This window comes from Herbaspirillum sp. CF444, from assembly GCF_000282135.1.
Taxonomy (GTDB): domain Bacteria; phylum Pseudomonadota; class Gammaproteobacteria; order Burkholderiales; family Burkholderiaceae_D; genus Herbaspirillum.
The window spans coordinates 106595-126403 of the sequence record NZ_AKJW01000016.1 but is presented as its reverse complement, the minus strand read 5'-3'; the positions used below and the strand labels follow the sequence as shown (position 1 = coordinate 126403).

At 58.5% G+C, this 19809-nt stretch carries 14 protein-coding genes and 1 other RNA gene; 8 read left to right on the top strand and 7 right to left on the bottom strand.

Annotation, left to right across the window (positions count from 1 at the left end; translation table 11 throughout):
- Positions 1-37: 37 nt before the first annotated feature.
- Positions 38-955 (bottom strand): DNA-3-methyladenine glycosylase family protein, encoded by a 918-nt coding sequence (locus PMI16_RS03255; protein WP_034379041.1) that lies wholly within the window; start codon positions 953-955, stop codon positions 38-40.
- 244 nt (positions 956-1199) lie between these two features.
- Between PMI16_RS03255 and PMI16_RS03250 the strand changes: the two genes are divergently transcribed.
- Positions 1200-2117, top strand: a complete 918-nt coding sequence (locus PMI16_RS03250; RefSeq protein WP_051994570.1) for a lysozyme inhibitor LprI family protein — start codon at positions 1200-1202, stop codon at positions 2115-2117.
- A 387-nt stretch (positions 2118-2504) separates the two neighbouring features.
- Here PMI16_RS03250 and ssrA read toward each other — a convergent pair.
- The 6 genes from ssrA to PMI16_RS03225 all read right to left on the bottom strand — a co-directional run bounded on the left by ssrA (position 2505) and on the right by PMI16_RS03225 (position 10119).
- Positions 2505-2867, bottom strand: a transfer-messenger RNA (tmRNA) gene (gene ssrA, locus PMI16_RS25155).
- A gap of 86 nt (positions 2868-2953) precedes the next feature.
- Positions 2954-6688 carry a DUF748 domain-containing protein gene (locus PMI16_RS03245; protein WP_007876359.1) on the bottom strand — a complete coding sequence of 1245 codons (3735 nt, stop codon included), beginning with the start codon at positions 6686-6688 and terminating at the stop codon, positions 2954-2956.
- A gap of 139 nt (positions 6689-6827) precedes the next feature.
- Positions 6828-7487, bottom strand: coding sequence for an HAD family hydrolase (locus tag PMI16_RS03240; protein ID WP_007876358.1), 660 nt, complete (start codon positions 7485-7487; stop codon positions 6828-6830).
- A gap of 74 nt (positions 7488-7561) precedes the next feature.
- Positions 7562-8257 carry a bifunctional 2-polyprenyl-6-hydroxyphenol methylase/3-demethylubiquinol 3-O-methyltransferase UbiG gene (gene ubiG, locus PMI16_RS03235; RefSeq protein WP_034379015.1) on the bottom strand — a complete coding sequence of 232 codons (696 nt, stop codon included), beginning with the start codon at positions 8255-8257 and terminating at the stop codon, positions 7562-7564.
- Between the two features lie 110 nt (positions 8258-8367).
- Entirely contained in the window at positions 8368-8991 is a 624-nt protein-coding gene (ompA, locus tag PMI16_RS03230; RefSeq protein ID WP_007876356.1) for an outer membrane protein OmpA, read from the bottom strand.
- Between the two features lie 282 nt (positions 8992-9273).
- Complete coding sequence (locus tag PMI16_RS03225) at positions 9274-10119, bottom strand: OmpA family protein (RefSeq protein WP_237719771.1); 846 nt, start codon at positions 10117-10119, stop codon at positions 9274-9276.
- Positions 10120-10302: 183 nt separating this feature from the next.
- On the opposite strand from PMI16_RS03225, the gene gyrA reads away from it, so the two are divergent.
- The 7 genes from gyrA (at position 10303) to cmk (ending at position 19619) form a co-directional block, all read left to right on the top strand.
- Positions 10303-12978, top strand: a complete 2676-nt coding sequence (gene gyrA, locus PMI16_RS03220; RefSeq protein WP_007876354.1) for a DNA gyrase subunit A — start codon at positions 10303-10305, stop codon at positions 12976-12978.
- A 171-nt stretch (positions 12979-13149) separates the two neighbouring features.
- Complete coding sequence (gene serC, locus PMI16_RS03215) at positions 13150-14247, top strand: 3-phosphoserine/phosphohydroxythreonine transaminase (RefSeq protein WP_007876353.1); 1098 nt, start codon at positions 13150-13152, stop codon at positions 14245-14247.
- Positions 14248-14382: 135 nt separating this feature from the next.
- Positions 14383-15456: a prephenate dehydratase gene (gene pheA / locus PMI16_RS03210; protein ID WP_193365712.1), complete on the top strand. Its 1074-nt coding sequence runs from the start codon at positions 14383-14385 to the stop codon at positions 15454-15456.
- 18 nt (positions 15457-15474) lie between these two features.
- Positions 15475-16581 (top strand): histidinol-phosphate transaminase, encoded by a 1107-nt coding sequence (hisC, locus tag PMI16_RS03205; protein ID WP_007876350.1) that lies wholly within the window; start codon positions 15475-15477, stop codon positions 16579-16581.
- 12 nt (positions 16582-16593) lie between these two features.
- Entirely contained in the window at positions 16594-17490 is an 897-nt protein-coding gene (locus tag PMI16_RS03200; protein ID WP_007876348.1) for a prephenate dehydrogenase, read from the top strand.
- A 99-nt stretch (positions 17491-17589) separates the two neighbouring features.
- Positions 17590-18921, top strand: a complete 1332-nt coding sequence (gene aroA / locus PMI16_RS03195; RefSeq protein WP_007876346.1) for a 3-phosphoshikimate 1-carboxyvinyltransferase — start codon at positions 17590-17592, stop codon at positions 18919-18921.
- 35 nt (positions 18922-18956) lie between these two features.
- Positions 18957-19619 carry a (d)CMP kinase gene (gene cmk / locus PMI16_RS03190; RefSeq protein WP_007876344.1) on the top strand — a complete coding sequence of 221 codons (663 nt, stop codon included), beginning with the start codon at positions 18957-18959 and terminating at the stop codon, positions 19617-19619.
- The last annotated feature ends 190 nt before the right edge of the window (positions 19620-19809 follow it).

Genomic DNA, 19809 nt, shown 5'->3' with positions numbered 1-19809 from the left:
TCTGGCGGGGGGAATCGCCTGCTGCATTGTCAGAACGTCAACCACCCCGGGCGCTTCCTGAGCGGTCGGCAATTTCATTCCACAGATGCATCGCGACATAAGCACGCCACGGCCGCCAGGCTTCGGCCCGGGCGCGTTGATGGGCGAGTTTGAGCAAGGCAGGATCGCGGCCGGCGATCGCTTGCATGAGCACCAGATCCGACGCCGGCCATGCATCGGCATCGCGCCACGCGCGCATGGCGACATATTCGACCGTCCATGGTCCGATGCCGGGCAAGGCCAATAGCGCTTTGCGACGATCGGCAAGATCGACGTCGGGCGCATCGACCGGTACATCGCCGATCGCTACCGCATGCGCAAAACCTTGCAGGGCGGCGACGCGTTTTCCCGGCATGCCGATGGCAGTGAGGTCCGCCGCCGCCAGGGCATGCGGAGTAGGAAAGCGCCATGACGTTGCTTCATGCGGATGCCGTTCGATACGTTCACCGGCGCGCTCCACCAGTCGTCCGACGATGGTGGTTGCCGCCTTGACGCTGACCTGTTGGCCGACGATCGTGCGCACGATCAGTTCAAATGCAGACCAGGCGCCGGGCAGGCGCAATCCGGGAGCCGCTTTAAGCAGCGGCGCCAGCCATGGATCTGCGGCAAGGTGTCTACGGATCGGTTTCGGATCGGCATCCAGGCCGAACATGCGGCTTAACGGCGCCACCAGTTCGTCTGCGTGGCGACTGACCTTGCCCTCCAGTACGGCGACCAGGACATTGTCTTGCGGGTGGCGGGAGACCGCCAGCGTGCCGATGTCGCCATGCCATTCGATGGCGCGCAGATAGACGCCGTTCTCCACCGCCTCCACGCCGGCGGTTGAACGTCCGCCGAAAAAGCGCAACAACCGCTCCCAGTCAAACGGCGGTTTGAACGGCAGTTCTCGTATGGTGCTTTGCTTTTCTGAAGGCATGTCCGAACCCGGCATGGTTGATGTTGAGATGATCCGTGTCGCTGCGCGTTGAAGAGATCGATGCGGGGCGAATTCAACAAGTCCGTAAAGGAATGGCAGCAATTTGAAACGGCTTGTAACGGACGTAAATGTTACCCGGTATTTGTAAAGATTTTGGCGGGAAAGCCTGCTTCATTTCGATTTTGCCGTCTATGCGTCAATGCCATCCTTCGGCTTCCTCCATCTCAGACACGCACACGAGATCATGAACCAGAGACAACGCTTCTTCGCATCGGTCATTGCGCCGCTTTCCTTGGTCGGTACCCGTCATCGCATTGCCTTCGGAGTCCCGGATTGGCGGCGACGATTGCTGCTGGCGTCTTTGCTCGCAAGCGGCTTTGCAACTTCCGCATTCGGTGCCAGTTTCAACTGCAGCAAGGCTGGTTCAGTAACGGAGAGGATTATTTGCGGCGATGCCGAGCTTTCCCACCTGGATGATCAACTGGGGAAAACGTATAAGCAGGCCAAGGCGAAAGCCTCCGACCGCCGCGAGTTCGCGGTGCGCTCGGACGGTTTCTGGCGCTGGCGTGAAAAGAACTGCCAGACGCGCGAGTGTTTGCTCGACTGGTATCGGCAGCGTCAGCTTGCACTGGATGCGGAACTGTCAGGCGTCAGTGCGCCGCCGGGTACGTTGAAATCTTTGCCGGCATCCGCATCCAATGTAGCGCCCGATAGCGTGGCGCAAGCGGTGACGCCGGAACAGGTACAAGCAGCATTGGTACAGGTGCAGAAATTGATGTCGGAACCGAATCACGGTAATCATCTGTTCCTTGTTTCTGCTGCGCCTCAACCCGTACCCTCGGTGCCGTTGCAGCCGCATTACGTCAGCGCGGCCGATGGCGAATATGTCTACGAAGATTTAAACGAAGCCACGGTCCTCGACGCCAGGCCGCGCGTCATGGTCCGCTATCGCGGCAAGGTGCATGGCGAGTACACGCTGGAAGTGCAGAAGAAAACAGGGAGGGTGCGTTATACCTGCGATAGCGATTGTGCTTACATCAAACAGCTGATGCTTCCTGGATATGGCTTGCATGATCTTGACGTGGTGAAGAATGATCATGCGTCGCTGGCGTCGATCATGATGCGGGATGCGATGAATGGGTTGTTGGTGGAGAGTGAGTGATTGGATTTAACTTGGGCTGTTGTTGTCCATTGCGTTGGTGACGGCGGTCGATGCATAAAGAGAATCTCCCGCAGTTGGGCTTGCAAGCCCAACTGGCTCGTCCGGCGCGAAGCAGTGCTTCGCGCAACCCCGGACTCGGATTCGCTTCTCTCTGGCGCAACACCAATAAAAAAGGCCACCCTCGGGTGGTTTTTTAAATTAGCTGTGAAGTTGTGGCCATAGGGAATCTCCCGCAGTTGGGCTTGCAAGCCCAACTGGCTCGTCCGGCACGAAGCAGTGCTTCGCGCAACCCCGGACTCGCCCCGCGTCCGTGCCGGACGCGAATTCGCTTCTCTCTGGCGCAACACCAATAAAAAAGGCCACCCGGAGGGTGACCTTTTGTATTGGTGGTGGAGCCGGCGGGAATCGAACCCGCGTCCGCAAGCACTCTACAGACAGTTCTACATACTTAGCGCTGCCATTTGATTTAACCCGAACGACGCGGACGCGCACGCTGCGTTAAGGCGAGTCACCTTAAATTTAGCCTCGAACCAAGTGACCCGATTCAAAGCGATTCCTTGTAAATGACTCTACTGCTGTTTTACCAGCCTACCCCAAGGAAGAAGTAGTGTAGAGCAAGCGGGTATTAAGCCGCTTGTGCGTACGAGTTATCGTTTGCAGTTATATCTTGTCTGATTGTATTTACGAGGTAGTCAGGCCTCGGTATGCCCTGCGCTGCTTTGCAACCCACGTCGAAACCAAGTCGGCCCCATGCAGACTTGTATTATAACTCAGTATGGGGGCGGCTTGCCGGGTTATCAAGGACCGGCCCTTGCATCAGTACCAGGTTCTTTGCTTTATTGTTGCAGAGTCAGTTCGACGCGGCTGGTTTTGCCCTTGTCCTTGATGCCGTCGGCGTTGAGCTTCGGAGCAATCAGGAAGATCCGGTCGGCCGAGATGATGCTCTGATCTTGCAGGTAGTTGCGGACCAGGTCGGCGCGACGCTGGGCCAGGTTGCGCAGGTCGTCTTCGGTGATCGTGGTGTTGTCGACGATCAATTTCTGCATCTCGTCGGGCGGCAGCGATTTGGTGAGGCCGACCATGTTGCGCGGTTTCTTGAACTTCTCGTCTTTGTAGACTCTTTCCATGTACTTGGCGCGCTCTGTGTCGTTGATTTCAAGGTCCTTGCCGGATGGCTGGCCTTCTTTTTCGATGATGTCCTTGCGCTTGAGGGCGCGCATCTTTCTGTTCAGCAGTTCCTGGCGCAGGCCGGTGTCGTCGACGGCCGGATCGGCGCGTCCCATGACGTCGATCTTCAGGGCAGGGCGCTGATGCAGTGCATAGCCGAGGGTGTCGAGTTTCTTGCGGATGTCGTCGGTCAGTTCCGAGGAGCCGGGTTCGAATTCGATGTAGCTGAGTTCGCCGGCGCTGCCGCCGCCGAACATCGAGTTGATCAGGGCGAACGGCGAGGTCACGGCCTTGACGATCAGGTTGACGAAGACGCGCATGATGATGCCGCCGATCGAGAATTGCGGATCGGACAGCGAACCGGAAATCGGCAGGTTGAGATTGATGGTGCCGTCGCGGTCCTTGAGCAGGGAGACGGCCAGCATCACCGGTAGCTTGGTGACGTTGGGGCCGTCGACGTGGTCGCCGAATGTCAACTGCTCGATGCGTACGTCGTTCTGTGCGACCAGTTTGTCGTTTTCAATCTTGTATTGCACGTCCATCGACAGCTTGCCCTTGGTGATCGGGTAGCCGGCGTACTTGGCCGAGTAGGGCGTCAGGCGCGGCAATTGAACACCGTTGGCGCTGGCTTTGACGTCGAGGAACATCGGTTTGAACAAGGGATTGAGCGAGCCGGAAATTTGCAGCGGCGCGTCGTTGTCGATCTTGCCGCGCAAGTCGATGGTGGCCGGCGCCGGCTTGTCGGACGCGATGCTGCCGATGGTGCCGCCCATGCCGGTCATGTTGGCGGTGTAGTTGGGTTTGACGAAGTTGTCGGTGAAATTGATGTTGCCGCCTTGCAGAACCGTCTGGCCGATGCGGATCACCGGCGCATTCGGATCGGGCGCAGCCGGTGTCACCGGGGCGGTCGAGGTGGTGGTCTTGGCGACGGTGGTCGACGCTTTGCCGTCGGTGCTCGCCGGCGTGGTGACGGAGCTGGCCGGTTGGTCCTTGGAGACGATGATGTCTTGCAGATTCAGTTTGCCTTGATCGGACAGGATGGCGCGCGCGTAGAAATCGGAGAGGGCGATCTTTTCCAGCGAGACGACCGGTTTGCCGCCTACCTTGGCGTTGATGCCTTGCAGGTTCAGCGTTCTCCAGCGCAGGAAGTCGCTGGAGGTCAGCTTGTCGAGGACGCGGAAGTTGTTCAGGCTGGCCGAGCCGTTGTATTGCAGCGCCAGCGTTTGCTTGTTGAGAGGCGGCGTCAGCGCAAGCTTGCCTTTGGTGCTCAGCGTGCCGCTGGCGAGCGTGACGTTCAGGTACTCGGTGAAGTAGGTCTGGAATGGCGCGATAGGCAAGTTCTGCGCATCCAGCGCGAGGTCGACGGTCTTCAGCTGAGGTGCCGCCTGCCCGGTGAGGTTGAGCTTGCCGTTCTTGTTCAGTCTGGTTTGCAGCGAAATCTTCGTGGTCTGATCCAGTTGGCTGGAGAGATTGTCGATCTTCAGGTTGATGCCTTCGGCGCGCAGTTTTTGTGCCGGTGTAGTGCCGCCGTCTTCATAAGCGATGGTGCCGTCGGTGATGGCGAGACTATGCAGTTTCGCTTGCCAGGCCGTAGCGTTTGAGGCGGCGGGGCCGGGTGTTGCGGTTTTGAGAGGCGTCTCCGTCTTGGTCGATGTAGCCGGTTTGGCGGAAGTGGCGATCAAATCCTGCAGGTTCAGTACACCCTTGGCATCGCGTCGCAGGTCACCGTTCAGCCCGACGATGCGGAACGCATCGGCCTCTGCTTTATGTGCCTGCAGATCGATCGATGCATTATCCAGTGCGATGGTCTTGGCGCCGATGACGCTCGCGGCGGATTTGGCTTTGGATGACAGCTTCAGGTCGCTGACTTCAATGCCCAGTTTGCCGAGTTTGATCTGGCCGCCGGCGATTTGCACGTCGGTCTGGCCAGAGACCTTGCCGCTGAGTGCGCCGTTGAGGGCGCGATTGAGGTAATTCTGATAGCCGCTCAGCTGAACCGATTTCAATGTCGCGTTGCCGCTGACGTTGCCTTTGAGCGGTGCGAGTTCGCCAGTGAAGCCGATTTCGCCATGGCCGTTTTCCGTGAGCGACAAGGCGACTTTGGCTGGTTTGGCATCGGCGACGGTGGAGACTTCTTCTGCGTCGATGGTGATCTTGTCCAATTGCACAATTTGTCGTGGCGAAGCATTGGCATCGTCCGACCATTTGGCGCTACCGTCGCGCACCATCAGTTTACGGATGGTGATGGCGGGTGTCGCGGGAGGGGCTTTGGCGTCCGCAGTTGCAGGAGTTGATGGCGTTGCAACTGCAGCTGCGACCGGTTTGATGCTGCCGGGGTTTGCCGCTTTCTTTGCCGCGACGGGCCTGGTGTTGTTCTTGCCGATGCGCGTCCAGTTGATTTCGCCCTTGCTGTTCATGTCCGCCCAGATTTCAGGCTTGTCGATGGTGATCTGATCGATGATGCCGCTGAGCTTGACGAGGTCGAGCTTGTTGATTTTTGCCGTAACCGAACCGGCTTTCAGCAATTGCGCCGCATTTTTTTCTTGCACCGAGATATCGGCCAGCGTCACGTCGCCATCGAGGGCGATCTGAGGCTTCTCCTTGTCGCGGCTGAAGGTGAGGTCCAGTTGCGTGGTGAGCTTGGCGCTTTCCAGTTTGACGGGCAAGGCAACCGGGACGAAGGGGACATAGCTGGCCAGGTCCAGCTTGTCGATGTCGATGGCCAATGTCGTATCGAGCGAGCTGGCGAAAGGTTTGCTGCGTCCCTTGAGCGAAAACGGCGTGCCGTTGACGGTCATCGACAGGATGGGCTGGACGAAAGTGTCCACGTTGCGCGGCAGGTTCGACACGAACGGCACGCCGATGTTGAGTGTGCGGATGTCGATGGTCTTGCCGGTGACCTTGTCGTCGAACAGGACGGCGCCGTTCTGCAGTTGCAGGTTGGCCAGCGAGAAGAAGGTTTGTCCTTCGCTTTTCGGCATGGCGAGAATGCGGTCGATGATGTCGGAAAAGTTGTAGCGGCCGATGCCTTCGTCGCTCAGGCGGACGATATGGACTTTGGGCTCGACCAGTTTGACTTCGTCGAGGATGGCGGCCAGCCGCGGCAGGGAAGTGGCGGAGGCATTGACGACAAGTTCCTTGGCGCTGAACGCGGCGGTTTTCTGATCGGGTTCGTAGAGCGTAACGTCGTGGACGCGCAAGGCCAGGATGAACGGGTTGAAGCTGACCTCGCCGATGTCGAGCTTGCGCCCGATTTTTGCCTGGGTCTGTTCGGCGGCAATTTTCTTGACCAGGGAGGGAAGCGCCAGCCAACTGATCAATGCGAGCAACAGCAGAACGGTGAGTGTGTATGCGGACCAGCGCAGTGTGCGCAGTTGCCAGGCAGGACGGGGATGATTCGCCATGATCGTTTCCTCGTGAAGAAGTGCGCTCGCGGCAGGCAAACGCCTTCAATGTATTTTGATATGGCCGGAAGTTGGATGGGGTCTTTCTTCCGGCGACAGTGCAATGATGCGACTAATGCGATTAGCGCGATTACCGTGATTATGACTTGATCAGGTCAAGCAGGTGCAGCGGGTCATGCAACAGCGCATCGGCTTCCCACGATGCCGGTTCGGCGTGGCCGCAATAGCCCCATGCCGCGGCGATGGTCTGCATGCCGGCCGCACGCCCGGCCTGGATGTCGCGCAGGTCGTCGCCGACGTACCAGCAGTCATCCGCCGGCAGTTGCAGGCGGCTCGCGGCTTCCAGTAGCGGCGCCGGATGTGGTTTTGTGTGCGGAGTCGTGTCGCCGGAGACGACGCAGCCGGCGTGACCCAGGCCGATTTGCGGCACCAGCGGATCGGTAAAGCGGGACGCCTTGTTGGTGACGATGCCCCAGGCCAGACCTTGTGCTTCCAGCTGTTTCAGCAGATCGGGGATGCCGTCGAACAGTTTGCTTTTGACCACCAGATTCGCTTCGTAGCGGTTCAGGAAACTGACGCGCAATTCCTCGTAGGCCGCGTCGTCGGGCTTGATGCCGAAGGCGGCGCCGATAAGGCCGCGCGCGCCAGCCGATGCGACGGGGCGCAGCAATGCGTAAGGTGTCGGTTCCAGGCCGCGATCCGCGCGCAATGCATTGACTGCTTCAGCGAGGTCCGGGGCGGTATCGGCGAGTGTGCCATCGAGGTCGAACAGGATGGCGCGTGGCTTCTTCAGAGGCATTGTGGATTTCTGATGTTGTTGTGTGGACGTGGCCCGGTTGATCGGGGCCACGTATCTGCCAGCGGTTGGTGTGACTATAGCGGCTTGCGGCAAGCCACCATGTAGTTGACGCTGGTGTCCTGATTGATCGAATACAGTTTGGTCAAAGGATTGTAGGAAAGTCCTTTGATGCCGTCGAGTTCCAGATCCGCTTCGCGGATGAAGCGCGCCAGTTCGGCCGGCGTGATGAACTTGGCGTAATCGTGCGTGCCTTTGGGCAGCATGCGCAGCAAGTATTCCGCGCCCAGAATGGCGAACAGATACGCTTTCGGATTGCGGTTCAAGGTGGAAAAGAACACGTGGCCGCCCGGTTTGGCGAGGGTGGAGCAGGCGCGTACGATGGAAGCCGGATCGGGAACGTGTTCCAGCATTTCCATGCAGGTCACGACGTCGAATTGTCCGGCTTCGCGCACAGCGAGTTCTTCGGCGGCAATTTTCTCGTAGCGGACCTGGACGCCGGATTCCATGCCGTGCAGGTCGGCAACCTTCAACGCTTTTTCGGAGAGGTCGATGCCGGTGACTTTGGCGCCTTTGCGCGCCATGGATTCGGCAAGGATGCCTCCGCCGCAGCCGATATCGACCACATTCTTGCCCGACAGCGCCGCTCGGGCGTTGATCCATTCCAGGCGAAGCGGGTTGATTTCATGCAAGGGACGAAATTCGGAAGTGGGATCCCACCAACGATGGGCGAGATCGCTAAATTTTTGCAGTTCTAGAGGATCGGCATTCATAGGGTGAATGATAGCCGAAGCAATCGGCTTGCTGTCCGGCACAAAACAAATTTCCATAAAAAAACCCCGCCGAAGCGGGGTTTTTTCGATTGAAAATCGCTTGCTGGTAATTACTTGTTACGTGTACCAACAACTTCGATTTCAACGCGGCGGTTCTTGGCGCGGCCAGCTGCAGTCTTGTTGTCTGCGACTGGTTGCGATTTGCCCTTGCCTTCAGTGTAGACGCGGTTGGCTTCGACACCCTTGGAAACCAGGTATGCCTTGACCGATTCAGCGCGGCGGACGGACAGTTTTTGGTTGTAAGCAACCGAACCGACGGAGTCAGTGTGGCCAACGGCGATGATAACTTCCAGGTTCAGGCCGTTCAGGTTAGCAACCAACTCGTCCAGTTTAGCCTTGCCAGCTGGCTTCAGGACTGCCTTGTCGAAGTCGAAGAATGCGTCAGCAGCGTAGGTGACTTTTTCCGATGTCGGTGCAGCAGCAGGAGCCGCAGCAGGAGCAGCGGCAGCAGGAGCCGCAGCTGCAGCAACTGGAGCAGGTGCTTCTTCGCAAGGACCGTTAACAAACGCAGTTTGCCAGCACAGACCGAAGCCGCTGCGGGTTACAACGTCACGACCGTCTTGCAGGTACAGGCTGTTCGGACGAACTTTAATGTCCTTGATTTCCTGTGCAGTCGCAGACAGAGCGATGGCTGCGGACGCAGCAGCGAAGACGAGTTTTGCTAATTTGTTCATGTTTCTCCTCTCGGGTGAGATATCCGCAGATAAACTGCGCTACAAAATTACGACATCAAAAAAACGAATAATATCATGTGTTCAGGTCGTCACACGTCCCTTTGCAGGGGACCGTGCAATGAACTTAGTCGCCATTCTGCCACAGGCTGGTGCAATCGGCGAACGTTGCCAAATAGTCCAATCAACGTTTTTAGCACTCTGTTGTTTTTTGGTAACAAGACGTTTACCTCTATGAAGGCGCTGTGTGAGTTGCCAAAAAAGTCAGTTTTTGCGTAAAAAACCTTATTTTTCATGCCCTTGCACAGAAATAACCACGCGCCTGTCAGGTGATAGGCAACTTGTTAATTTCTTGCCGGCAAGCCTGTCCGGGCAGTTGCTGACCGACTCGGCGTTGCCGGCGCCAGCTGTCTTGATTGGTGCGGACACATGTTTGCTTTTCAGAAATGTGGCAACGGCTTCTGCTCGTTTGAGTGAAATTTCCTGATTATGTTTCTGCGTGCCCAGGCGATCGGCGTGGCCGGTGACGAGGATGTTGTCAATTTGATAGCAAGCCTTCAGCTTTTCGACGACTTCCTGGTCGAGAATGCTGGTGGCTGCGCTATTTAAACCAGTCATGCCAAAACCGAAAATCCGGTCGCCGCCCAAGGTGACTGCGAAATTGCAATTCGTTGCAGCGGTAGTCGCGGCGTGATCGGTGGAAGCGATCGCAGCCGGATTGTTCACCAGCGCCGGTGCAATCGGGTTGGCGACGGGCGGCGACAATTCTCCGTCGCAGCCGGTAACCGAGTCGGAGGGCGTCCAGTAGCCGGTACGCCAGCACAGGCCGTATTGGCTGCGTGCAATATTGCCTTGATTGTCCTGGTTGTACGCGGACGAAGCAGGCGTGGCGGGGATGTTGGTGAGATTCTGTGCGCCAGCGATGGTGGCGAAAAGGCAAAGCAGGAATCCGGCGGTAAATTTATAGGACATATTAATTAGTATGTTGAGACTGGTGCGAGGCGAATGATGCTGAAGATAGTCCAAAAGACTCCTTGGATATGCCGGCTTTGCTTCGCGGCAAAAAAGCCTGTTGCCTTGAATTTGCAATTTCCCGGGGAAGGCTCGCATTTTAATCATAATTGCCGCCATGGCTGCAATTGTTTATGCCGGCGGCTGCATATTGCCCCATAGCTAAAACCCGTGGCAACAAGGCTCGGCGTGCTAGAATGCTTGGTTTAAAGTCGCTACCCGCTATGGACGCGTTATGGACGTTTTAGTCATGCCGTTGCGGGTCTGATTTACCAACCAAGATCAATACCTTCCGACTTGCCAATGGATCAATTCGCCAAAGAAACCATCCCCATTTCCCTTGAAGAAGAGATGCGCAAGAGCTACCTCGACTACGCCATGAGCGTGATCGTGGGCCGTGCTCTGCCGGACGTGCGCGACGGCCTGAAGCCGGTGCATCGCCGCGTGCTGTTTGCCATGCACGAGATGAACAACGTCTGGAACCGCCCGTTCGTGAAGTGTGCGCGTGTGGTCGGTGAAGTCATGGGTAAATACCACCCGCACGGCGACGCTTCTATTTACGACACGCTGGTGCGCATGGCGCAGGACTTTTCGCTGCGTTACATGCTGGTCGACGGCCAGGGCAACTTTGGTTCGATCGACGGCGACGGCGCCGCGGCGATGCGTTATACCGAGTGCCGCCTCGACAAGATCGCCAACGAGCTGCTGGCCGACATCGAAAAAGAAACCGTCGATTTCGACCCCAACTACGACGGCAAGGAAAAAGAACCTTCCGTCCTGCCGACTCGCATCCCCAATCTGTTGATTAACGGTTCGTCCGGTATCGCGGTGGGCATGGCGACCAACATTCCTCCGCACAACATCACCGAAGTCATCAACGGCGCGCTGCACGTGTTGTCGAACGCCAATTGCACGGTGGATGAACTGATCGAGCTGATTCCTGCTCCGGACTTCCCGACGGGCGGCATCATCTATGGCGTCTCCGGCGTGCGCGATGGTTATCGCACCGGTCGCGGTCGCGTGGTCATGCGCGCCAAGACGCACTTCGAGGAATTCGGTCGTGAAGGCCGTACCGCGATCATCGTCGACGAGCTGCCGTATCAGGTCAACAAGAAGGCCTTGCTGGAACGTATCGCAGAACTGGTGCGCGACAAGAAGCTGGACGGCATTTCCGACCTGCGCGACGAGTCCGACAAGTCCGGCATGCGCGTCGTCATCGAACTCAAGCGCGGCGAAGTGCCCGAGGTCGTGCTGAACAATCTGTACAAGCAGACCCAGCTGCAAGACACCTTCGGCATGAACATGGTGGCGCTGGTGGATCGTCAGCCCAAGCTGCTGAACCTGAAGCAGATGCTGGAGTGCTTCCTGTCGCATCGCCGCGAAGTCGTTACCCGCCGCACCATTTTCGAACTGCGCAAGGCGCGCGAACGTGGTCACGTGCTGGAAGGTCTGGCCGTTGCGCTGGCCAACATCGACGACTTCATCGCGATCATCCGCGCGGCGCCGACGCCGCCGGTCGCGAAGACCGAACTGATGGCGCGCGCCTGGGATTCGTCCATGGTGCGCGAGATGCTGGCGCGCACCGGCGCAGAAAACACCGGCGGCATCAATGCCTTCCGTCCGGAAAATCTGCCGACGCACTACGGTATCCAAAACGACGGCCTGTACAAGCTGTCCGACGACCAGGCGCAGGAAATCCTGCAAATGCGTCTGCAACGTCTGACCGGTCTGGAGCAGGACAAGATCGTCAACGAGTACAAGGAAGTCATGGAGCAGATCGCCGACTTGCTGGACATTCTGTCCAAGCCGGCTCGCGTTACTGCCATCATCACCGACGAACTGAACGCCGCCAAGAACGACTTCGGCATCGGCGCCAAGGACGAGCGTCGTTCGACCATCGAACTCAACGCCACCGACCTCGGCACCGAAGACCTGATCACGCCGCAAGACCTGGTCGTGACCTTGTCGCACACCGGCTACATGAAGTCGCAACCGGTCTCCGAATACCGCGCGCAAAAACGCGGCGGCCGCGGCAAGCAAGCCATGGCGACCAAGGATGACGACTGGATCGATCAGCTGTTCATCGCCAACACGCACGATTACATCCTGTGCTTCTCCAACCGCGGTCGCATGTACTGGCTGAAGGTATGGGAAGTGCCGCAAGGCTCGCGCAATTCGCGCGGCAAGCCGATCGTCAACATGTTCCCGCTGCAAGATGGTGAAAAGATCACGGTCATCCTGCCGGTCTCCGGCGAGAACCGTACTTTCCCTGAAGACCGTTACGTCTTCATGTCGACCAGCCTCGGCACCGTCAAGAAGACGCCGCTGTCCGACTTCAGCAATCCGCGCAAGGCCGGCATCATCGCGGTCGACCTCGACGAAGGCGACTTCCTGATCGGCGCTGCGCTGACTGACGGTCAGCACGACGTCATGCTGTTCTCCGACTCCGGCAAGGCAGTGCGCTTCGACGAAAACGATGTGCGTCCGATGGGCCGTACGGCACGCGGCGTGCGCGGCATGAACCTGGAAGATGGTCAGCAAGTCATTGCCTTGCTGGTCGCTGAGAACGAACAGCAATCCGTCCTGACGGCAACCGAAAACGGCTTCGGCAAACGTACGCCGATCACGGAATACACCCGTCACGGTCGCGGCACCAAGGGCATGATCGCGATCCAGACCAGCGAGCGCAACGGCAAGGTTGTTGCTGCGACATTGGTGGAAGCCAGCGATGAAATCATGCTGATCACCACCGGCGGCGTGCTGATCCGTACCCGTGTCGCGGAAATCCGCGAAATGGGTCGTGCGACACAAGGCGTGACGCTGATCGCAGTGGAAGACGGCACCAAGCTGAGCGGTCTGCAGCGTGTGGTTGAGTCTGATGCCGAAGAAGACAAGGCCGAAGACGACGTCGAAGGTGCAGTTGATGCCGAAGGCGGTGATGCAGCTGCCGCCGGCGAAGGCGACGCACCTGCGGAATAAGCCGGGCTGAACAGAAAATGACCGGCTGATGGCCGGTCATTTTCATCCTGCTGCGTTTGTTTATTTGTTTCGCCAGCTTGTTCTGCCTGTTTGTTCGGTCTTCTGTTCCTGTCCTTCCTGCTCGTATTCTTGTATCGTTGCTTGGTCTTTTCTTTATTTTTACCCTGGATCATGGTCTACAATTTTTCCGCTGGCCCGGCCGTATTGCCGAAAGAAGTGTTGCAGCAAGCTGCTGACGAAATGCTGGACTGGCACGGCAGCGGCATGTCCGTGATGGAAATGAGTCATCGCGGCAAGGAATACATGTCGATCATCGAAGCAGCATTGCGCGATATGCGCGAGCTGTTTGCGGTTCCCTCCAATTACAAGATCCTGTTTTTGCAAGGCGGCGCCATCGCCGAGAACGCCATCATTCCGATGAATCTGGCGGCGCTGCGCGGCAAAACCGGCGTTGCCGATTACGTCAACACCGGTTCGTGGTCGACCAAGTCGATCAAGGAAGCGCGCCGCTATTGCGAGGTCAACGTCGCCGCATCGTCAGAGGCTGAGAAATTCGCCAGCATTCCTGCGCGCGAGTCGTGGAAGCTGTCGCGCAACGCCGCCTACGTTCACCTGTGCACCAACGAGACCATCGACGGCGTCGAGTACCAGTTCACGCCGGACGTCGCTGCCGACACCGACAATGCGCCTATCGTGGCGGACATGTCGTCGCACATTCTGTCGCGCGCGGTGGATGTCTCCAAGTACGGCGTCATCTACGGCGGCGCGCAAAAGAACATCGGTCCGGCCGGCCTGACCATCGTCATCGTGCGCGAAGACCTGCTGGGCCATGCCTTGCCGATTTGCCCTTCCGCGTTCGACTGGAAGATCGTGGCCGACAACGATTCCATGTACAACACGCCGCCGACCTACGCGATTTACATCGCCGGCCTGGTGTTCCAGTGGCTCAAGCGCCAGGGCGGCGTGGTCGAGATGGAGCGCCGCAACATCGCCAAGGCGGACTTGCTGTACAACTATCTGGATAGCACCGAATTTTATACAACCCGCATTGCCAGGGATTGCCGCTCGCGCATGAACGCGCCGTTTTTCCTGCATGACGACGCACTGAACGAGACATTCCTGACCGGCGCCAAAGAGCGCGGTCTGCTGCAGCTGAAAGGCCACAAGTCGGTCGGCGGCATGCGCGCATCGATCTACAACGCGATGCCGATAGAAGGTGTTGAGGCGCTGGTGGCGTATCTCCGCGACTTCGAACAAACTCACGGCTAAGAGGCCGCTGCAAAACAAATCTGGCGTCGTTGCAACGTCTTGCCGTGCTGACGCACTGTCTGCGATGCTGCGCCTGGCCAGCTTTGCTTTGCAATAGCCTCTTGATGAGGCAAACGCGTAATAAGAAAGACCATGATGAGTGACGATAAACTCTTGCCCCTGCGTCAGAAGATCGACGCCATCGATGCGCAAATTCTCGATTTGCTGAACCAGCGCGCCCGCGTTGCGCAGGAAGTCGGCCACGTCAAGGCCGAGACCAACGCGCCGGTGTTTCGCCCCGAGCGTGAAGCCCAGGTGCTGCGCAAGGCTGCCGAGCGCAATCCCGGTCCGCTGCTCGGTACCGATATCCAGACCATTTTCCGGGAAGTCATGTCGGCTTGTCGCGCGCTGGAAAAGCGCGTCGTGGTTGCTTATCTCGGCCCGGAAGGCACCTTCAGCGAACAAGCCGTGTACCAGCAGTTCGGTCATGCGGTCGAGGGTTTGCCCTGCGTTTCGATTGACGAAGTATTCCGCGACGCTGAAGCCGGCACTGCCGATTTCGGCGTGGTGCCGATCGAGAATTCTTCCGAAGGCGTGATCAACCGGACGCTGGATCTGTTGCTGCAAACCACGTTGCGCATCAGCGGCGAGATTTCGATTCCCGTGCATCACAGCCTGATGACCAAAAATGGCGGCATGCAAGGCATCACGCGCATCTGCGCGCACTCGCAGGCGCTGGCGCAATGCAACGCGTGGCTGAATCAGAACTATCCGACCATCGAGCGTCAGGCCGTGGCGTCGAATGCCGAAGCTGCGCGCATGGCTGGTGAAGATATCACCGTGGCCGCCATCGCCGGCGAAATTGCGGGGCAGAAGTACAGCCTGCAAACCGTCAACGCGCATATCCAGGACGATCCGCACAACCGCACCCGTTTTGCCGTCATCGGCCGCCTGCAAACGGCGCCGTCGGGACGCGATCAGACCTCCATCGTACTGTCGGTGCCGAACAAGGCCGGCGCCGTCTACAACTTGCTGGCGCCGTTGGCCAGGCACGGCGTGTCGATGACGCGCTTCGAGTCGCGCCCGGCGCGCATGGGGGCGTGGGAATACTATTTTTACGTCGATCTCGAAGGTCACGAACAAGACGAAAAAGTCGCCAAGGCGCTGGCCGAATTAAAAGAGAACGCTGCTTTCTTCAAGCTGCTGGGCTCCTATCCTTTCACCGTTTAAGTCATACTAAGGTTCATTATGTCCACACAATTTGGTCCGGAATATGTGCGCGCGCTCGCGCCGTACCAGGCAGGCAAACCGATCGCCGAAGTCGCGCGTGAATTCGGCCTGGAAGAAAGCAAGATCATCAAACTGGCATCCAACGAAAACCCGTTGGGCATGCCTGAGTCGGCCAGGCTGGCCATGCAGAAGGCGGTCGCCGATATCGGCCGCTATCCCGATGCCAACGGCTTCGACCTGAAGGCGGCCATCAGCGCCAAGTACAACGTCCCGCAAGACTGGATCACGCTCGGCAACGGCAGCAACGACATCCTGGAGCTGGCGGCGCATGCCTTCGTGCAGCCGAAGCAATCGGTGGTCTACGCGCAATACGGCTTCTTGGTCTATGCGCTGGCGACGCAAGCGGTCGGTGCGCGCGCGATTGAAGTCAAGGCCAGGGATTTCGGCCACGACTTGTCAGCCATGGCGGCTGCCATCGCCGACGACACGCGCCTGATCTATATCGCCAATCCGAACAACCCGACCGGCACCTTCTTGCCGCCGGCGGAGCTGGATGCCTTCCTCAAGGCTGTGCCGCAACACGTGGTGGTGGTGATCGACGAGGCCTACAACGAGTATTTGTCGGCCGATCTGCAATACGAGTCGACCGACTGGGTGCGCACCTATCCGAACCTGATCGTCTCGCGCACCATGTCCAAGGCTTATGGCCTGGCCGGTTTGCGCGTCGGCTTTGCGATTGCGCAGCCGGGCGTGACCGATTTGCTCAATCGCATCCGCCAACCGTTCAACGTCAATTCGCTGGCGCAAGCAGCCGCGGTCGCTGCGCTCAACGACAAGGCATTCCTGCAAAAGAGCGCCGAGATCAATGCGCAGGGCTACCGGCAACTGATCGCCGCGTTCGACGTGCTCGGCCTGAAGTATGTACCGTCGTACGGCAACTTCGTGCTGGTCAAGGTGGGGGATGACGACGGCGCCGGTGCGCGCGTCAACCTGGCCTTGCTGAAGAAGGGCATCATCGTGCGCCCGGTCGGCAACTACGGCTTGCCGCAATGGCTGCGCATCACCATCGGCCTGCCCGAAGAAAACGCTGCGTTCATCGACGCATTGAAAGTCGTTCTGGGCTGAAGGCTGAGCATAGTGAAGAAAATTGTTGTCTTTGGCGTCGGCCTGATCGGCGGTTCGTTCGCACTGGCCTTGAAAAAGGCCGGTGCCGCAGAACATGTGGTCGGTGTCGGCCGTAGCGAAACATCGCTGTTGCGTGCAAAGGAACTGGGCATCATCGATGAGCTCAGCACCAATGTTGCCGATGCCGTGCAAGGTGCGGATCTGATCATGCTGGCGGCGCCGGTCGCACAGACCGGTGCGATTCTGGCAAGCATCGCGCCACATCTGCAACCGGGCACCGTCGTGACGGATGCCGGCAGCACCAAGGCCGACGTGGTTGCCGCCGCGCGCGAAGCATTGGGCGACAAGATCGCGCAATTCGTGCCGGGACATCCGATTGCAGGTCGCGAGCAAAACGGTCCGGACGCGGCCTTGGCGGATCTGTACGTGGGCAAGAAAACGGTGATCACTTCCTTGCCGGAAAACACCGAGCAGGACATCGACCGCGTGGCGCAATCCTGGCAGGCCTGCGGGGCGCTCATTCATCGCCTGACTCCGCAAGAGCATGACGCCGTCTTTGCGTCGGTCAGTCATTTGCCGCACTTGCTGGCGTATGCGCTGGTGGACGACATCGCGTCGAAGCCGCACGCGCCTGTCCTGTTTCAATACGCCGCCAGCGGTTTCCGCGACTTCACGCGCATTGCGGGTTCTTCGCCGGAAATGTGGCGCGATATTTCGCTCGCCAATCGCGCGGCCTTGCTGCACGAGCTCGACGCGTATCTGGTCCAACTGATCCGCATGCGCAAGATGCTGGTCGAGCGCGACAGCGAGGGCCTGGAAAAAATTTACGCAAATGCCCAGCAGGCACGGCACAATTGGTCTGTAGCCATCGAAACGGCCGAGCGGCAAAGCAAAGAGGGCGGCGACTAAGCTGCTTGTCAACAGTATTTGCCGCCATTGCCGGCCCGAAGTACTTCCGCTGTCAGTCCGTTATTAATTCGCTATTAACCTTGTGAGCAACGAATTCCGATGAAGCAAGCCTCCTATCCACATCACATCGATCTGGCGCCTGTCGCCCACGTACAAGGTACGGTCAAGTTGCCGGGCTCCAAGAGCATCTCCAACCGCATCCTTCTGTTGGCGGCCTTGTCGCGCGGTACGACGAAAATCATGGATCTGCTGGCCTCCGACGATACGCTGGTGATGCTGATGGCCTTGCAGCAGCTTGGCGTCAAATGGGAGCAGGTCGACGGCACGCAGGATTACATCGTGCATGGCGTGGACGGCGCGTTGCCGGTGCATCAGGCGGATTTATTCATGGGCAATGCCGGTACGGCGATTCGCCCGCTGACGGCGGCGCTGGCGGTCATCGGCGGCGACTACACCTTGCACGGCGTGGCGCGCATGCACGAGCGTCCGATCGGCGATCTGGTCGATGCCCTGAACGACGTCGGCATGCAGATCGAATACACCGGCAACGCCGGCTATCCGCCGTTGCATATCCGCCGCGGCATGCTCAACGCACATCGCATGAAGGTGCGCGGTAATGTGTCGAGCCAATTCCTTACGGCGCTGCTCATGGCTGCGCCCTTGATGGCGAAGAGCGAGCCGATGACGATCGAAGTCGTCGGCGAGCTGATTTCCAAGCCTTACATCGAAATCACCCTGAACCTGATGCGTCGTTTCGGCATCGAAGTGCAGCGCGACGGCTGGCAATCGTTCACGGTTGCGGCCGGACAGCACTATCAAAGTCCGGACGTCATCCACGTCGAAGGCGACGCTTCTTCCGCGTCCTACTTCCTGGCGGCCGGTGCGATTGCCGGCGGACCGATCAGGGTGGAAGGCGTCGGCAAGGACAGCATCCAGGGCGACGTGCGTTTCGTCGAGTCGCTGCGCCAGATGGGCGCGACCATCACCATGGGCGACAACTGGATCGAGGCCTCGTCCAATGGCGTGCTGAAAGCCATCGATACCGACTTCAACCACATCCCCGACGCCGCCATGACGATCGCGGTGGCGGCCTTGTACGCCGACGGCACCAGCGTCCTGCGCAATATCGCCAGTTGGCGCGTCAAGGAAACCGACCGTCTGGCCGCCATGGCGACCGAACTGCGCAAGCTCGGCGCGACCGTGGAAGAGGGCGCCGACTACCTCAGCGTGACGCCGCCGGCGCAGCTGACGCCCGCGACCATCGATACCTATGACGACCATCGCATGGCGATGTGTTTCTCCCTGGCATCCCTGGATGGCGCGGCGCGCCAAGGCACGCGCGTGCGCATCAACGATCCGAAATGCGTGGCCAAGACTTTCCCGGATTACTTCCGGGTGTTTCAGCATATTGCCGAACAGACACTGATTTGATTGAGCAGAATTTTGACTAAAAAGCGGGGATTCCCATGAACGCGGCAACTATTCCCGTCATTGCCATCGACGGCCCGACTGCCTCGGGCAAAGGTACGGTGGCGCAAAAAGTAGCGCAGCATCTCGGCTTCCATTACCTGGACTCGGGGGCCTTGTATCGGCTCACGGCCTTGTCCGCGATTCGTCGCGGCGTTGCCATGAATGATGAGCATGGCCTTGCCAAGAGTGCGGAGCATTTGCATTGCCATTTCGACGGCGGCCATATTTTTCTCGCCAATGAAGACGTCACGCAGGCGATCCGGGCGGAAGAGGTGGGCAACACGGCTTCGAAAATTGCCGTTCTGGCAACGGTTCGTCATGCCTTGTATGGCTTGCAGCTCAGTTTTCGCAAGGCACCGGGACTGGTTGCCGACGGCCGCGACATGGGCACGGTGATCTTCCCGCATGCCCCCTTGAAGGTCTTTTTGACCGCCAGCGTCGAAGCCAGGGCGCAAAGACGCTATAAGCAATTGATTGACAAGGGTTTTCCTGCTAATATGGAAGACCTCTCGAAGGATTTGAGGGAGCGTGACGCACGGGATATGAATCGTGCGTCGGCGCCTCTCAAGCCGGCGGAAGGGGCATATCTACTGGATACATCCGACATGACAGCCGATGAGGCGGTCAAGCAGGTGCTCAGTTGGTATACAGCTTTATAAGCGCGTTATAAGCATTTGTTGTTGTTTTATTTGTTGTTTTTGTAGCCCATTGGTGCTCGCCAGATGCAAAGTCCGGCGAGTGTTGATAAACCTAAACCCAATATTCATCGCCCTTTGCGTGCATCGTTAGCAGTCTGAGCAATCTGACGTAAGCGAATCGCGACCGGATACTGGCCAACACCTTTCTTAA

What these genes read in the sequence shown, in the direction of transcription:
- hisC (WP_007876350.1), top strand. Translation starts at nt 15,475, where the DNA reads ATGTCCACACAATTTGGTCCGGAATATGTGCGCGCGCTCGCGCCGTAC.
- ompA (WP_007876356.1), bottom strand. Translation starts at nt 8,991, where the DNA reads ATGAACAAATTAGCAAAACTCGTCTTCGCTGCTGCGTCCGCAGCCATC.
- PMI16_RS03225 (WP_237719771.1), bottom strand. Translation starts at nt 10,119, where the DNA reads ATGGCGGCAATTATGATTAAAATGCGAGCCTTCCCCGGGAAATTGCAA.
- gyrA (WP_007876354.1), top strand. Translation starts at nt 10,303, where the DNA reads ATGGATCAATTCGCCAAAGAAACCATCCCCATTTCCCTTGAAGAAGAG.
- aroA (WP_007876346.1), top strand. Translation starts at nt 17,590, where the DNA reads ATGAAGCAAGCCTCCTATCCACATCACATCGATCTGGCGCCTGTCGCC.
- serC (WP_007876353.1), top strand. Translation starts at nt 13,150, where the DNA reads ATGGTCTACAATTTTTCCGCTGGCCCGGCCGTATTGCCGAAAGAAGTG.
- pheA (WP_193365712.1), top strand. Translation starts at nt 14,383, where the DNA reads ATGAGTGACGATAAACTCTTGCCCCTGCGTCAGAAGATCGACGCCATC.
- PMI16_RS03240 (WP_007876358.1), bottom strand. Translation starts at nt 7,487, where the DNA reads ATGCCTCTGAAGAAGCCACGCGCCATCCTGTTCGACCTCGATGGCACA.
- PMI16_RS03250 (WP_051994570.1), top strand. Translation starts at nt 1,200, where the DNA reads ATGAACCAGAGACAACGCTTCTTCGCATCGGTCATTGCGCCGCTTTCC.
- cmk (WP_007876344.1), top strand. Translation starts at nt 18,957, where the DNA reads ATGAACGCGGCAACTATTCCCGTCATTGCCATCGACGGCCCGACTGCC.
- PMI16_RS03245 (WP_007876359.1), bottom strand. Translation starts at nt 6,688, where the DNA reads ATGGCGAATCATCCCCGTCCTGCCTGGCAACTGCGCACACTGCGCTGG.
- ubiG (WP_034379015.1), bottom strand. Translation starts at nt 8,257, where the DNA reads ATGAATGCCGATCCTCTAGAACTGCAAAAATTTAGCGATCTCGCCCAT.
- PMI16_RS03255 (WP_034379041.1), bottom strand. Translation starts at nt 955, where the DNA reads ATGCCTTCAGAAAAGCAAAGCACCATACGAGAACTGCCGTTCAAACCG.